This window comes from Candidatus Corynebacterium faecigallinarum (genome assembly GCF_052264515.1).
In the GTDB taxonomy this organism is placed as follows: domain Bacteria; phylum Actinomycetota; class Actinomycetes; order Mycobacteriales; family Mycobacteriaceae; genus Corynebacterium; species Corynebacterium faecigallinarum.
Window position 1 is genome coordinate 26,585 of record NZ_JBQQOC010000024.1, and the last position, 14,393, is coordinate 40,977.

The window sequence follows — 14,393 nt, forward strand, 5'->3', positions numbered from 1 at the left end:
TGTGGTGAGGTGTGGTGGGGTGAGGTGGGGTGAGGTGTGGTGAGGTGAGGTGGGGGGCGGGGACGGGAGGGACGCGCACACCCGCCAGTCGCCCCGCTCATACGCTGCGGTAGTACTCCGCGCGGTAGACCTGCGTCTCCGCGGCATCCGGCACCGTGCGTTCCCGCTTCTGGGCTAACACCCGGACCTGCGGGCGTATCCCGTCGACGGCCCCGGCGACCGACGCGGCCGGGGAGGAGTCGTCCAGGGGCATGGACTCACCCATGTCGACGACCTCGGTGAACTCCCCGGCGGGCACGATGACCGACTTCTCGTCGATCTCGCCGTCGACCTGACGCCCCATCACCCGCAGCCCCAACCGCGAGTCGGTGCCGTTGACACCCTCGATGACCAGTGCAGAGTCGGAGTCTTCAGCCCGTCGAACGGTGACCTCGGTGAGGTCGACCCGCATGTCCCCGGTGACGGTCTCAGGCCCAGCCAGGTCGGGGTCGAGGTCCCCGCTGATGATGATGGGGGACGCTCCGACGGTCACCGCGACACTGCCGCCATCGCCATCGCCATCGCCATCGCCGTCGCCGTCACCGCCGTCGCCGAGTGGAACCGCTGCGCCGAGGACGTCGACGGCGGTCTCCATCCCGGGCACGGTCACGGTCACCGTGTCGCCCTCCGGGACAACCCATGCCTCGGGGTGGGGGAAGGCGCTGTCCGTGCCGTGGTCGGCGTTGTTCAGGTAGCCGTCCTGCCGGCTCCACAGGACCCAGAACACCTTGTCGTCACCGCGCCGGAACCGTAGTCCGCGCAGGTCGGGGTGCGGCGACTCGACCCACCCCAGGAACACCGCGCCGTCCAGCCACTCTGCCGCGTGCGCGAAGGCCGGCAGCGATGGTTTCGGCGACCGGTCGGCGTGCAGCAGTCCGTAGTGGTACTCGCTCTCCACCGGGTCGACGCCGTGCTTGTCGTGCCACAGTCCATCGGCGAGCTGGAACCAGTGGGTGCCGGTCGCGCCCTCGGCTTTGGCGAGCATCAGGGACAGCAGGACGGAGTCGGCGGCGGTGCGTTCATCGTCGTACCACCAGGCATTCGGCCGGGTGCAGGAGTAGCACTCGGTGAGCCACAGTTCTTCGGCGTTGCCACCGCGTTCGAGGCGTCCGTCGAGGTAGGCCCGCGCGGTGCGGACCTGGCCGAGGAAGTTCCAGCGCCCGCTGTCGTAGTCGGGGACGTAGTTGCCGCGTCCGGCGTGTTCGGCGATGCCGTCGAGGGCGTCCCACCCGCCGTCGTCGTCGATGATGTCGAGGAAGGACGCGTCCCATCCGGCCAATGCCATGGCGATGAGCTTCGCCGAGGAGCCGCGGCGGTCGAGTTCGGCGCGGAAGGGGATCAACCAGTCGCTGGTGTACTCCCTGGCGCGGCCCCGGATGTCGGTGCCGTCGATGTTCCACTCGTTGAGCAGCTCGTAGTGGGACACGTCGGCATCCTCGCCACGGTCGATGTTGTCGGTGGCCCATTCGGTGAAGGTCTGGCCGCCGCGGTCGAGGCGTTCATCGCTGAACTGCCCCGGTGAGCCGCCGGGCTGCAGTGCGTTGCTGATGCCGAGGTCGACGGACTCCTCGGCACTCAGCCAGGGGTTGCGCAGGTGGGCGACACCGATGCGTTGCCACAGCTCCTTCTCGTCCTCGGCGGATTCCAGGGCCGGGGCCTGTGAACCGGACGCCTGGGCGGAGAAACCACTCAGCCCGACGATGGACTGTTCGGCTGGACCGTACTCGTACTCCGGCCACACGGCGGCGGCGGTGCGGGCGAAGGAGTCGGCGCAGGTGACCTCGACGGCGGTCCAGGAGCGGGGGCCCGGCAGGTCGATGGTGACCTCGGTGTCGACGTAGTCGGTGTCCTCGGGGACCTCGACGGTGTGGGTGGAGCGGTGTACCTCCTCGCCGGTGAAGCTGCGTGCGACGACCTCGACGTCAGTGCTGCTGGTGCTGCTGGTGCGGCTTCGGGCGTCGGTGACGCCGACGGTGAAGGTCTGCTCGCCGGCCTCGGTGAGGACGTTGTACGTGCCCGGGCCGCTGACGTCCACGGTGCGCTCCGGCAGTGCGGGGTGGGACAGGACGCCGCCAGCGAGCAGGGTGCGTCCGTCGTCCAGCAGGTCACGGGCGGCGGCGGCGGTGGTGTCGGCGCGGAACTCGACGTGGGCCCGCCAGAGTCCGTCGTCGGTGTGGTCTGCGGGCGGGGTGGGCGGGGCGTGGAGGGTGGTCGTGTTGCGGGAGCGGGAGCCCTCGGCGCTGAGACAGCCGGAGATCCGGGTGTCCCCATCTTCGTCGCTGCTGGTCCAGTCGATGAAGTGCAGCTCGGTGACACGGTCCAGTACCGGGACGCCGCCACCGGGGTCGCGGTTCCAGCGGGTCGCGGGGATGTGGATGCCGGTGTCGCTGTCGGCGTCGACGAGGGTGCGGTAGATACGTCCGGAGCGCAGCAGCGCGTCACCATCGGCGTAGCCGGTGCCGGGCACGGAGAATTCCCAGTCGGCGGTGACGGTCGATCCCTCCGCCCGGTAGGTCACCGCGGCGGTGTAGTCGGCGTCGGTGACCTCGAACTCCACGCGCACCGGACCGGTGCCGGGCTCCCCGCCGGACGGGTCGTCCACCGTGGCGGCCCGGGTGCCGATCGACGAGGTCAGCCGGTAGCCGTCGAAGTGGACCAGCGCGGTTCCGTCGGCGGTGAGTACGCTGACCCGCCCCGGGTGATCGGCGTCGTTGACCTGCAGCTGCAGCGGTCCGGGGTCGATGGCCGGGATCTTGTCGGCGCCATCATCACCGCCACCACCGGGGCCGATGGGGCCGTCCTGCCCGCCGAGCAGCATCGCGCCACCGACGGCGGCGGCGCCGAGCCCGACGGCTCCGGCGCCGCCGAGGAGGAATCCGCGCCGGTTCACCTTCCGTTCCGGTCCCCTCAAACGTCGTCGCCGTTCGGCCGGTCAGGACCATCCGGGTCGTCGGGGTTGCCGTACTCGATACCGTCCACGCCGTCGATTCCGTCTCCTTCGTTGAGTCGTCGCATGAGGTGTTCGTCGGGGTAGACCTGCAGCACCTGCTGGCCGTTGTCCCGGGTGGTGACACCGGTGAAGGCGTTCAGCTCGCCGTTGTGGTCGAGGTACAGCCGGGGTGACACCGCACCGGGGTTCTCGGTGAACTGGTGTACGGCCGCCGACGTCATCGCGTTGATACCCTCCAGCAGGTCGGTGCCCATGCTGACCTCGCGTACCAGCACCAGGTGGCGGTGTGGCACGGCGACGAGTACCCCCTCGGAGGTGTCGAGTCCCGGGATGTACCGGGCCAGGAACTGGTCGAGGAACAGCGGGGCGGTGGCCAGGAAGAAGCTCTCGGAGTCCAGGGCCCAGAACCGCGCGCCGGGGTCGTCGCCGGTGACCCGGGTGACGTTGACGGGCGTGTCGACGAGTTCCTGCCAGGTGTTGCGGTGGCCGACACGGTGCAGGTCGGAGAGGCCGTCGGTGGTGTCCCCACCGTGGGCGGTGAGGTGGTCGTCGTTGAGGGTGATCACTGCGGCATCGGTGTCGAGCACCAGTGCGGCGGACAGGCCCTCGGCGATCTCGCGGACGCCGTCCTGGAAGTTCGGGTTCCCGGCCGTGTTGCCGGGAGTTGCCTGCAGCATCTCGGTGGGCATCATCCGGACTTTCAGGCCACGCAGGAAGTCGGCGTCCGGCAGGGCGTCGATGTCGACCTCGGCATCGGTGACCACGGTGCGCACGAAGGTGCGGACGAACCGGGCGATGTCGGACCTCGGCGTGTCCACGGGCTCCTGGGCGATGCGCAGCGACAGGTTGTCGAGCCCGACGAGTCGCGGGGGTGCGCTGGGCCGGCCTTCCGGGGTGGCGGCGATGTATCCGTCGGGACGCCAGACGGTGTCGAACCCTTCGTCGTGGAGGGCCTGCATGGCTTCCTCGCGCAGCAGATCGGCGCGCTCGGCGGTGAGGTGGGGGAACATCTGGTCCGGGCCGTCAGTGTCGACGACGCTGCGAGAATGCAGGTCGTCCTGCTGAATCTGCTGTGTCGCACGTCGTCTGCGTCGGCCTCGGAAGAACATGGACTCACATCCTAACAGCCGGGAATGTGGGGTGCCGGGTGTGCGTTGAGGGAGGTAGACCTTAGCGTGATAGACTCAAGTTTCACGCTGTACCGCGAGAACATCGATACAACGAAGACGTACCAGACAGAGAGGACGACGGTGGCTCAGAAGGAGTGGATCGACAAGGACTACTACGCTGACCTCGGCGTGTCATCCACGGCCGATGCCGACGAGATCAAGAAGGCGTACCGGAAGATCGCCCGGGACAACCACCCCGACGCGCACCCCGGGGACACTGTCGCTGAGAACCGCTTCAAGACTGCCTCCGAGGCCTACTCCGTGCTCGGTGACAAGGACAAGCGCAGCGAGTACGACGAGCTGAAGCAGATGGTCGCCAGCGGTGGTCTGGGTGGCTACGGCGGCTTCAGTGGCTTCGGTACCGGCGGCGGTGCCGGTGCCGGTGGCGCCGGTGGCTTCGGCGGGGCGGGGACGTCCGAGGGCTTCGACCTGGGTGATTTGTTCAACCGGTCAGGACGCTCCGGCGGTGGCGGTTTCGGCGATGTCTTCGGCGACATGTTCGGAGGCGGGGCAGGTCGAGACAGCGCCCGCTCCACCCGCACCCGCCGCACCCGCGGTGCGGACGTCGAGACCGATATCACCCTGGAGTTCCGCGAGGCGACCAAGGGTGTCACCGTCCCGATCCGGCTCACCAGCCCGGCTGCCTGCACCACCTGTCACGGTTCCGGTGCCACCCCGGGGACCTCCGCACCGAAGTGCGGCACGTGCTCCGGCTCCGGCATGGTCTCGGAGAACCGTGGGGCGTTCGGATTCTCACGGCCCTGCGCTGACTGCAACGGCACCGGCACCCGCATCGAGGACCCCTGTGACGACTGCGCCGGCACCGGTCGGGTGACGCGTACCCGCACGATCACCGTCCGGGTGCCCGCCGGTGTCGTCGACGGGCAGAAGGTGCGGCTGGCCGGCCAGGGCGAGGCCGGGGAGCGGGGACGTCCCGCTGGAGATCTGTTCGTCACCGTCCACGTGAAGCCGGACGACCTGTTCACCCGCAGTGGTGACGACCTGAAGATGACCGTCCCGGTGAGTTTCACCGAACTCGCACTCGGCGGGACGGTCACCGTCCCGACGCTGGACACGAAGGTGCGGGTGAAGATCCCGGCCGGCACCGCCGACGGCACCACCCTGCGGGTGCGGGGCCGGGGCGTGACCAAGCGCAACGGCAACTCCGGTGACCTGCTGGTCACCGTGAAGGTCGCGGTGCCGAAGAAGCTGGACGAGGGCGCGGCCAGTGCCCTGCGCCACTATGCCGAGGAAGAGAAGCGGGCCGGGTTCGACCCCCGTGCGGACTGGTCCGGGAACTGATGAGGTGATCGAGGATGGCGGAGCAGAAAGGCAGCAACGGCAACGGTCGTCCTGACCGGGGCGAGCGCGAGGTGTTCGTGATCTCCGTCGCCGCCGAGATCACCGGCATGCACGCACAGACGTTGCGCACCTACGACCGGATGGGCCTGGTCTCCCCGGAGCGTACCCGCGGTGGTGGACGCCGCTACTCCCAGGGCGACATCGAACAGCTTCAGGAGATCCAGCGGCTGAGTCACGATGAGGGTGTGAACCTCGCCGGGATCAAGGCGATCATCGACCTGCAGAACCGGGTCCGCGACCTGGAGGATGAGGCGGCCGCCCTGCGTCGTCGCCTGGCCGCGGCCGAGCGGCGTGCGGAGGGGGACGGTGCCGGTGGTGCTGGTACCGCTGGCGGACGCCGGCGCGGCGAGATCGTGCACGTGCCGCGCTCCACCGCGGTGGTGCTGTGGGAGCAGCGGCGCCGTGGGCAGGACGGGCGTGGACAGGACAGGCCGAGCCAGGGACGGCGTGACCAGGAGCGTCCCGACAAATAGTCTCCCGGGGTGCCGTTACAGCGACCCACAGCTGTTCGGCGCGGCAACCCCGTTGAACCGGTCGACGATCCAGCTGAACGCCGTCCCGGCCTGGGAGAACATCGGCACGGCGTGGTTCGCCGCGGTCTTCGGTGCGATCTCCGGCATCGGGTCGGTGATGAACTGCACCGGCGCGTGTGCGCCGTCCGACCCTCCGAGAGCGCAGTAGGACGCCGCCATCTCACGGGACTGGTCGTAGGGGATCGTGTCATCGTGGGCGGCGTTGAGGACCAACATCGGTGCGTTGAGTGCCCGGGTGCCTAGCCGGTAGTGGGAGTTGGTCAGCACATCACGCAGGCGGGGATCGGACTCGGCGATCCCGGAGAACGACCGGCCGTCCTTGGTCAGGGTACGGGTGTCGGTGTTCTCCCAGTTCTCCACCGAGTTGCCGATGCATTCGTCGGCGGTGGCGGCCATGAACTCGTGGCCTTTCTCGTTGAAGTACTCGTCCTGCAGATCGGCGAGTTCCGGGTGGCGGGCGAGTGCGCCGTTGAGCGCGTAGCCGGCGACTCCGGCAATCATGTGGTTGTCCACCGCCTTGACGACTTCGAGCAGGTCGGCGGGCGGGGCACCGGCGAAGGTGCCCTTCACATTGAGCTCTGGGGCGTAGGTAGCAGCATGGTCGGCCGCCCCGGCCGCAGCTCCACCACCCTGGGAGTAGCCGTAGAAGCCGATCGGCGAGTCGGCCGCCGCACCGACGAACTCCACGCCGGCACGCGCGGCGTCCGGTACGGCCTGGCCTTCCTCGGTGTGGTTGACGTAAGTGTGCTGACCAGGGGTTCCCAGGTCGATCAGGTCGGCGGCGATGACCCGGATGCCCATGGCGGACGCCGCGGCATAGAACGGGTACTCGTAGTTGAAGTTCATCGGCTGGCTGGAGTCGTCGGTAATCGCGCCGAGCAGGTTGTCCGCCCTCGAGGGGGCGCAGTCGTCGCCACTGCCGCGGGTGCCGGGCGCGAAGACGATGGTGGGGGTCGGACCGTTGCCCTGCCACCGTCCCGCCGGTTCGATGACGGTGGCGCTGGTGGCGACGGGCACACCGTCCTGCGTGGTGGAGGTGTAGAGGATCTTGTCGGCGCGGGCGGCAACGTCCAACGGGTGGGATGCCCGCTGGTCGCGGATCAGTGAGCCGGGGGCGTCCGGGATCGTCGCCGGCGGGGTGTAGAAGGGGTCGGACGCCGGCTCGGCGATGCTCGGGTCGGCGGCGATGAGGGACGGTGGGACGCCCGGGGCAGCAGCAGCGGCGGGTACGGTCACGGCCCTGGGCGTGGTGAAGGGTGCGGCCAGTCGGCGGCGAGGAGAAGTCATGGATAGAACTGCAGATGTTATTTTGTCACACGAATGTTCTTTCGGTACTTTCGGCTCTTTCAATGCTTCTCCTGGCCCGCCGTTCTCGGATCAGCGCCGGCACGATCAGCAGTGACAGTGCGCCACCGACGATGGCCAACACCTGGAAACTCGTCGCGGTCATCATCACGCTGGAGCCCAGACCGGCGACTGCGCCGGACAATGCCACACCGACGTCGATGGTGCCCTGGGCCTGCGGGCGGTTCTCCGGCACCGTGGCATCGACGACCATCGCCGTGCCGGAGACCAGCCCGAGGTTCCAGCCCAGTCCGAGCAGTATCAGTGCGATGACCAGCAGGGTCAGGTTGTCGCCAGGGGCGAGTGCGGCCAGTGCCCCGGTGGTCAACAGGGTGACTCCGCCGGCGAGGGCGACAGGGATGCGTCCGACCGTGTCGACGATGCGTCCGGTGACCAGCGACGGCAACCACATCGCACCGACGTGCAGTCCGATGACCAGGCCGACCGCGCCCATGCCGTGGCCGTGGGCGGCCATGTGGACCGGGGTCATGGTCATGATCGCGACCATGATGATCTGGGTGAGGATCATGACCGTGGCACCGAGCCAGGCGCCGGCACCGACCGGTGGGATGGCGGCTGTGCCGTGGTGCGGTACCGCGTCTTCAGTGCTTGTGCTCTCGGCCGGTGTCACAGTCCCCGACAGCTGCCGGGCCAACAGGTAAGGGTCCGGACGCAGTAGTGCGAACAGCACCGCACCGGCGCTGAGGTAGGCGGCGGCGGCGAGGATGAACGGCCCGGCGAGCGTGGGGATGCCCAGGGCGTCCGCCACCTGTCCCATCGGCTCGATGAGGTTCGGTCCGGCCACCGCGCCGATGGTGGTGGCGACCATCGCCATCGAGGTGCCGTGGCCGCGCTTGTCCGCAGGTGCCAGGTCCGCGCCGGCGTAGCGGGCCTGCGGGTTCGTCGCCGTGCCGGCGCCGTAGACGAACAGGGAGATGAACAGTAGTGGCAGGTTGTCGATGGTGGCGGCGACGATGACGCCGACGGCACCCAGGCCGCCAGCGACGAACCCGGCGGCGAGGCCGATGCGGCGTCCCAGGCGCAGTGTGGAGCGTCCCACCAGGAAGGCGGTCAGTGCGGAGCCTAGGGTGAACAGGGCGGTGGGAAGACCGGCTAGGCCGTCCGACCCCAGCATGTCGGCGGCGAGCAGGGCGCCGACGGAGATGCCTGCGGCCAGTCCGGCACCGCCGAGGACCTGACTGAGGATCACCACGTTCAGCGTCCGACGGTGGACGGCGGCGACCTGCTCCGGGGTAACATTCATGCCGGATAGGGTACCCCCCCCGGTATCTTTGACTAGAGGGTGAGTGTCCCCAGTGTCGCGCTGGTCACGGCGAGAACCCCTAATGCTGCGGCCGGGGTGCCTGCCTGGCCGGGGAATTCACCACGTCGGACGTGGGTTCTCACAGCCCCCACCATGACCAGTGCCAGGCAGGCTGCGGCGACGGTCGACAGGACCGGGGCGATGCCGAGCGCGCGGGGCAGGATCAGTCCGAGGGCGCCGAGGAACTCCACCGCGCCGATGAACTTCACGGTGTTCTCACCGTAGTCGTCGGCCCACTCCAGTCCGGCATCGACCAGCGAGCCCTTCGCCCGGCCGAGCTTCATCAATCCGGAGCCGACGAAGCCGACGGTCAGGATGATGTTGATGGTCCAGAGGATCACGGTCATGACGACTCCCGCGGGGGGCACCCGCGATGATGTCGCGGGGAAAGAAAAGGCAGGTGATGGTACATCGGGTGGTGCCCAGAATGGTAGTCGAGCCAGGTGTCCCCGGCTAGCCCCCGGTGGTGCCGACGGTGCGCTGATCAGACGTCGACGCTTCCCCGGATCAGTGTGGTGGTGGCCCCTCCGACGAGCACGTTCCCGCCGTCCGCGGTGGGTGTCACGGTGACCCGGCCGGTGCGCCCCATGACGGTGCCCTGGGAGGCGGTGTACGCCCCGGTTACCTGGCCGGAGCGCAGCAGCCACTGGCCGATCGAGGCGTTGAGTGACCCGGTCACCGGGTCCTCGTGGATTCCGGCGCCCGGGGCGAAGGCGCGGACCTCAACATCTGCGCTGTCACCGTCTCCATTGTCGTGGCCATCCTCGTCCCCGTAGAAACCGACCACGCCGAGCAGCAGGTCAGAATGCTCGGAGAAATCCGGCCCCAGATCCAGGACGTCCTGTGCGCTCGGCAGCTGGACCACCGCCCACTCTGGCCCGTTGACCACCCACTGGTGGTTGACCACCATGTCCCGGTCGATGCCGAGGGCGGCGCAGAAGGCACCCAGGTCCGCGTCCGACACGGGTCCAGACCGGGTGGTTGGAGGGGCAGCAAAGGCGAGCCCACCTGCCGTGTCCCCAGTGTCCCCAGTGTCCCCAGTGTTCACAGTGAGCTCCACCAGGCCGGCCCCGCATTCCTGGACGACCACGTCGTCCCGTCGCGGCGTCCCACCGTTCTCCAACCACGCATGTGCGGTCCCGAGGGTGGGGTGTCCGGCGAAGGGGACTTCGCCGCCGGGCGTGAAGATCCGGACGCGGTAGTCGGCGCCCCCGGACGCGCCGTCCGACGTGGGCGGCAGGACGAAGGTGGTCTCGGAGAGGTTCGTCCACAGTGCGACGTCCTGCATCTGCTCGTCGGTCATCCCGGTTGCGTCCAAGATCACCGCCAGCGGATTGCCGAGAAAAGGCGTGGGGGAGAAGACGTCGACCTGGGTGAAGGGGCGGGTGCGCATGGTGGCGATTCTAGGGGGGTCAGCGTGGCCGTTGCATTTGAATGTCTGGGGGAGTTCCCAGCAGGGATGCGGGATACCCACGTCCTGTTATGCGCACTCGCGTCTCGCCCCTGGATCTGCGGTCAGGTGTGCAAGTTCATTGCTCTCAGGCACGCGCGCGCCCCGTCAGGCCGAGTTGCGTCATTAAAGTGTGCCCAGCGTCATCGAAGAATGTCGTTTTGATGAGCCAGAGCGACATTCTTCGATGACGCTGGGCACACTCCGATGACGCAGAGGATAAAGCCGGGTCGGACAGGCGCCAGACACCAGGCCCAGACACCAGGTGCCAGACACCAGGCGCCAGACACCAGGCCCAGACACCAGGTGCCAGACACCAGGCGCCAGACACCAGGCCCAGACACCAGGCCCAGGCGCCAGACTCCGGGGCCTACGACAGGTCGATGGCTCCCTGCGTCCAGAGCACCACGGCGGTCACCGCGGCGGCGACGACCACGGCGGCGACGAACCACTCGAAGGCGTTGAAGACCCGGCGTCCGCCCTGGATCTGGGTGATGGCGTAGACGATCATGCCCGGGACCACGAGCACCATCCCCAGCAGCACGAACTTCGGGTCGGCGGCGTAGAACAGCCACACCGAGTAGATGAACGCCACCACCGCGATCAGCAGGTGCAGACGGTTCGTCCTCCGGCCCACCGTCGGGCCGTCGAGGTTGATCGACCGGCCGGCCTCCGGGTGCCGGATGCCCTCCCCACGGGTGGCGAGGAAGATCAGGTACAGCGCGCCGAAGAGGTAGGGGATCAGGTAGAGCGAGGTCGCCAGCTGCACCATCGTGGTGTAGGCGGACTCGTTGAGGAAGAAGATCACGATGAACAGCTGGATGACCAGCGCGGACAGCAGCTGCGCGGAGACCGGGGCGCCGGAGGGGTTGATGCGACCCAGCTTCTTCGGCAGCAGGTTGTCCTGCGCCATCAGCGTCAGCGGCTCGGCGCAGAGCATCTGCCAGGAGACGTAGGCGCCGAGCACGGAGATGCACAGACCGGCGGAGATCAGCCCGCCGCCCCAGGGGCCGACGACCAGCTTCAGCACCTCGGCCATGGAGTTGTCTCCCATCGCCGCGAGGTCCTCGCGGGACGCCACGCCGTAGGACAGGAAGCTCACCAGCAGCAGCAGGACGAACACCGCGAGGAAGCCGAGCAGGGTCGCCAGGGAGACATCCCGCCGGGTCTTGGCGCGCCGGGAGTACGCCGACGCGCCCTCGACACCGATGAACGCCCACACGGTGAACAGCATCATGCCCTTGACCTGGGTGGACAGGCTGGCGGCCTCGTCGCCGTCGTCACCGAAGGTCAGGGCGCGTCCCCAGAAGTCTGCGGTGAAGACCTCGGTGTTGAAACCCAGGAAGGCCACCAGGATGAGGAAGGCGGCGATCGGCAGCAGTTTCGCCGTGGTGGTGATCAGGTTCATCACCGCGGCCTGCCGGATTCCCCGGGCCAGTACGGCGAAGATCGTCCAGTTCAGCACGGAGACGCAGAGGGCGTTGAGCAGCAGGTTGCGTCCGTCGAAGATGGGGAAGAAGTAGGCCAGGGAGCTGAAGAACAGCGTGGCGTAACCGACCTGGGCGATGATCGAGGCCAGCCAGTAGCCCCAGCCGGAGGCGAAGCCGACGAAGTCGCCGAGGCCGGCACGCACATAGCTGTACACGCCGGAGTCCAGGTGCGGCTTGCGCTGGGCGAGGGACTGGAAGACGAAGGCGATGCACAGCATGCCGACGCCCGTGATCGTCCAACCGATGATCGCCGCACCCGGCGAGGCAACGTTCGCCACGTTCTGCGGCAGCGCGAAGATGCCGGAGCCGATGCAGGCGCCGAGGATCAGGGAGATCAGGACGGGGAGGCGGACGGTGTCTTTACTGTCCCGGGTTACATTCACGGGGAATGAGGTTAGCCCACCGACGCGGAATCGCCCTAGTGGTCCGGTGGCGGGGCCGGCGACGGGACAACGGCTTCCACCCCGACGTCGGATGCCGCCCGGGCGAGACGCTTGTCGAAGGTGACCAGAGGACAATCATGGCGGGCGGCGAGGACGACATAGGCCGCATCGTAGGGGCTGATGTGGTGCCGGAGCGCCCAGACGTCCCGCAGCAGCGATGCCGAAGGTTCCGCGACTTCCAGTTCGGTGGCGCACATCGCGTCGATGGCGGCGGTGGACAATGCGGGGGACAGACGCCCGGAGGCTTCGAAACGGCGGATTGTCCGCAGAGTCTCCAGCGGTCCGTGGGACGGCATGGCCCAGTGCACGTCGTCGGCGAGAACCTGTCGCGCGGCGGATGCTTCTGCCGAGTCAGCGGTGAGGGCGACTGCCCAGACGCTGGCGTCCACGACGATCATCCGAGTTCCCCGTGGAGGTCCCCTCGGTCGACCTCGGCGCCGCCTTCGCGACCTTCGCGCACGACGTCGACCGCATCATCGACGGTGATTGACGTGCGCCTACCCGAAGTGATGTCGAAGGTTGCGGCGTTGCCGGCGAACCGGGCTTCGCGTTCCACCATCTCGAGCAGGTAGGCCTGGATGCTCTGCCCTTTCGCTGCAGCTCGTTCGGCGATGCGGTCGCGGACCCCCTCCGGGACGTTGCGGATCTGCATGTTGACACCCATGCATGCATTATACATGCATAGCTCGGGAAGGGGCTGCCGTCAGTGGTCTTGGGTCAGCGCCCGCAGGTGCTTGAAGATGGACGCACCGTCCTGCGAAATGCCGTTGTGCTCCCAGCGGTTGGTGACGTGCGGCTGCAGTCCCCGGATCGTCGCAGCGGTCTCCATCGACAGTTCGAAGGGGACGAAGATGTCGTCGAGGTACACTGCCGCGGCGGTGGGAACCTCGGTGTTACGCAGCTGGTCGGCGTCGTAGAGCGGCGTCCAGTCATCCTTGTCGGCGAGAAGGTCAGCGACGGCCTTCCACGGACGCAGTGCAGGGTCCTCGTCGAAGTGCCAGGGGTAGAAGTGCTCGCCGGTGAGGTAGTGGCCGTCCTCCTCGGCGAAGCCGGGGACCTCCTCGCGGATCCGATGCGCCGACCAGTTGGTCGCCCCCCGGATGCCGTAGATCGTCTCGTGGACCACCGCGTACAGCGGGGCATCGGCGACGCTGAGGTGACTGGACAGCTCGGTGAGGAACGGGGTGCGCAGGCGGCGTCGTCCGGCGGAACCCGGGCTGCCCGGAACCGTGCGGAACGGTTCTTCCAGCAGGTAGGCCAGGGTGTCGAAGCCACCGGTGCGGCCCAGGTTCATGCCGACGGTGCGGAACCGTCGCGAGGTCAGGCGCTCGCCGGTGGGCAGAGACTCCTCGGTGTCGTCGAGGTGTCGGCAGATCTCGGCGATGCGCTGCTGCGCCCACGGGTACCGGGCGGTGAAGCGGTCGTTGCGGATGGCGGTTTTCGCGTAGGTCGCACGGTAGACGTCGTCGATACGGGTGTCGGACGCACCGACGAAGCCGGGCAGCCCGCCGGTGAAGAATGCCTCGGCCACGCCTTCGGGACGCTGCGAAAGATAGGTGGTGATACAGAAACCGCCGAAGGACTGTCCGAGCAGCGTCCACGGATCTTCGCCCAGCGCCTCACGGAGCAGTTCGGCATCGGCGACGATACTGTCGGCACGCAGGTGGGTGAGGTACTCGGCCTGGTCGGCCGGGCTGGGTCCCAAGGCCTCGGGGACGGCGACGTCGACCGGGGTGGACCGTCCGGTGCCGCGCTGGTCGAAGAGGATCACGCGGTAGTTCTTCAACGCCTCGCCCAGCCAGCCGCTCAGTTCCCCGCCGTCGCCGTTGGCCTGGGGCCGGGGACTGCCGTGGCCGGGGCCGCCCTGCAGAAACAGCAGTGTCGGCAGGTTCTCGCCGCCGTCGGGGACGTACTGACGGGCGTAGATGTCGATGGTCCGGGTGTCTGCGCTGCCTGTACTGCCGGTGCCGCCTGTGCTGCTGGTGTCGCCTGTGTTTCTGGCGCTGCCGTGGACCAGTGGCGCGGTGAGGATGTGCTCCTTGACGGTGTGGCCATGCCGGCGGGTCTGGGTGGTCGCGAGGTTCATGCTTCAAGTCCTACCGGAAGTGACCCGGGTGCAGGGGTGCCAGGTCTGTCGGAGTGAGCGCCCCCGAGCGTGCCCAGAGCGTGCCCGGAGCGCACCTCGCCTCGATCTGCTTTTGCGCCCACTTTTCCTGGAGACGATGGCAACGGATTCCTCAATCGGGGGCGCAAAAGCAGATCGAGGCGGAAGGCGATGACCTGGTCGGG

The 14,393-nt window shown here is 68.3% G+C and carries 12 protein-coding genes; 2 read left to right on the plus strand and 10 right to left on the minus strand.

Annotated elements, in window-relative coordinates:
• Nucleotides 1-97: 97 nt before the first annotated feature.
• Both ACTXPP_RS11595 and ACTXPP_RS11600 read right to left on the minus strand, forming a co-directional pair.
• Nucleotides 98-2,929: a hypothetical protein gene (locus ACTXPP_RS11595; RefSeq protein WP_443342215.1), complete on the minus strand. Its 2,832-nt coding sequence runs from the start codon at nucleotides 2,927-2,929 to the stop codon at nucleotides 98-100.
• A 17-nt stretch (nucleotides 2,930-2,946) separates the two neighbouring features.
• A complete protein-coding gene (locus ACTXPP_RS11600) occupies nucleotides 2,947-4,098 on the minus strand; it encodes a hypothetical protein (RefSeq protein WP_301498227.1) in 1,152 nt (383 codons plus the stop codon).
• 141 nt (nucleotides 4,099-4,239) lie between these two features.
• Between ACTXPP_RS11600 and dnaJ the strand changes: the two genes are divergently transcribed.
• Nucleotides 4,240-5,460, plus strand: a complete 1,221-nt coding sequence (gene dnaJ, locus ACTXPP_RS11605; RefSeq protein WP_301520867.1) for a molecular chaperone DnaJ — start codon at nucleotides 4,240-4,242, stop codon at nucleotides 5,458-5,460.
• A gap of 14 nt (nucleotides 5,461-5,474) precedes the next feature.
• Nucleotides 5,475-5,993, plus strand: coding sequence for a heat shock protein transcriptional repressor HspR (locus tag ACTXPP_RS11610; RefSeq protein WP_301498225.1), 519 nt, complete (start codon nucleotides 5,475-5,477; stop codon nucleotides 5,991-5,993).
• A gap of 15 nt (nucleotides 5,994-6,008) precedes the next feature.
• On the opposite strand, the gene ACTXPP_RS11615 is transcribed toward ACTXPP_RS11610, so the two are convergent.
• The 8 genes from ACTXPP_RS11615 to ACTXPP_RS11650 form a co-directional block, all read right to left on the minus strand.
• Complete coding sequence (locus ACTXPP_RS11615) at nucleotides 6,009-7,340, minus strand: lipase family protein (protein WP_301520866.1); 1,332 nt, start codon at nucleotides 7,338-7,340, stop codon at nucleotides 6,009-6,011.
• A 25-nt stretch (nucleotides 7,341-7,365) separates the two neighbouring features.
• Nucleotides 7,366-8,661 carry an MFS transporter gene (locus ACTXPP_RS11620; RefSeq protein WP_301498728.1) on the minus strand — a complete coding sequence of 432 codons (1,296 nt, stop codon included), beginning with the start codon at nucleotides 8,659-8,661 and terminating at the stop codon, nucleotides 7,366-7,368.
• A 32-nt stretch (nucleotides 8,662-8,693) separates the two neighbouring features.
• Complete coding sequence (locus tag ACTXPP_RS11625; RefSeq protein WP_301498727.1) at nucleotides 8,694-9,068, minus strand: DoxX family protein; 375 nt, start codon at nucleotides 9,066-9,068, stop codon at nucleotides 8,694-8,696.
• 137 nt (nucleotides 9,069-9,205) lie between these two features.
• On the minus strand, nucleotides 9,206-10,114 hold the full coding sequence (locus ACTXPP_RS11630) for a PhzF family phenazine biosynthesis protein (protein ID WP_443342219.1): 909 nt from the start codon (nucleotides 10,112-10,114) through the stop codon (nucleotides 9,206-9,208).
• Between the two features lie 427 nt (nucleotides 10,115-10,541).
• A complete protein-coding gene (locus ACTXPP_RS11635) occupies nucleotides 10,542-12,044 on the minus strand; it encodes a basic amino acid/polyamine antiporter (protein WP_443342221.1) in 1,503 nt (500 codons plus the stop codon).
• 35 nt (nucleotides 12,045-12,079) lie between these two features.
• Complete coding sequence (locus ACTXPP_RS11640; protein WP_301520588.1) at nucleotides 12,080-12,493, minus strand: type II toxin-antitoxin system VapC family toxin; 414 nt, start codon at nucleotides 12,491-12,493, stop codon at nucleotides 12,080-12,082.
• Between the two features lie 5 nt (nucleotides 12,494-12,498).
• Nucleotides 12,499-12,768, minus strand: a complete 270-nt coding sequence (locus ACTXPP_RS11645; RefSeq protein ID WP_301497893.1) for a FitA-like ribbon-helix-helix domain-containing protein — start codon at nucleotides 12,766-12,768, stop codon at nucleotides 12,499-12,501.
• A gap of 39 nt (nucleotides 12,769-12,807) precedes the next feature.
• Entirely contained in the window at nucleotides 12,808-14,190 is a 1,383-nt protein-coding gene (locus ACTXPP_RS11650; RefSeq protein ID WP_301497891.1) for an alpha/beta fold hydrolase, read from the minus strand.
• Nucleotides 14,191-14,393: the final 203 nt, after the last annotated feature.

Bases quoted from the DNA above. Each gene is read 5' to 3' on its own strand.
- ACTXPP_RS11600 (WP_301498227.1), bottom strand. From the start codon at position 4,098: ATGTTCTTCCGAGGCCGACGCAGACGACGTGCGACACAGCAGATTCAG.
- ACTXPP_RS11610 (WP_301498225.1), top strand. From the start codon at position 5,475: ATGGCGGAGCAGAAAGGCAGCAACGGCAACGGTCGTCCTGACCGGGGC.
- ACTXPP_RS11615 (WP_301520866.1), bottom strand. From the start codon at position 7,340: ATGACTTCTCCTCGCCGCCGACTGGCCGCACCCTTCACCACGCCCAGG.
- ACTXPP_RS11620 (WP_301498728.1), bottom strand. From the start codon at position 8,661: ATGAATGTTACCCCGGAGCAGGTCGCCGCCGTCCACCGTCGGACGCTG.
- ACTXPP_RS11625 (WP_301498727.1), bottom strand. From the start codon at position 9,068: ATGACCGTGATCCTCTGGACCATCAACATCATCCTGACCGTCGGCTTC.
- ACTXPP_RS11630 (WP_443342219.1), bottom strand. From the start codon at position 10,114: ATGCGCACCCGCCCCTTCACCCAGGTCGACGTCTTCTCCCCCACGCCT.
- ACTXPP_RS11645 (WP_301497893.1), bottom strand. From the start codon at position 12,768: ATGGGTGTCAACATGCAGATCCGCAACGTCCCGGAGGGGGTCCGCGAC.
- ACTXPP_RS11650 (WP_301497891.1), bottom strand. From the start codon at position 14,190: ATGAACCTCGCGACCACCCAGACCCGCCGGCATGGCCACACCGTCAAG.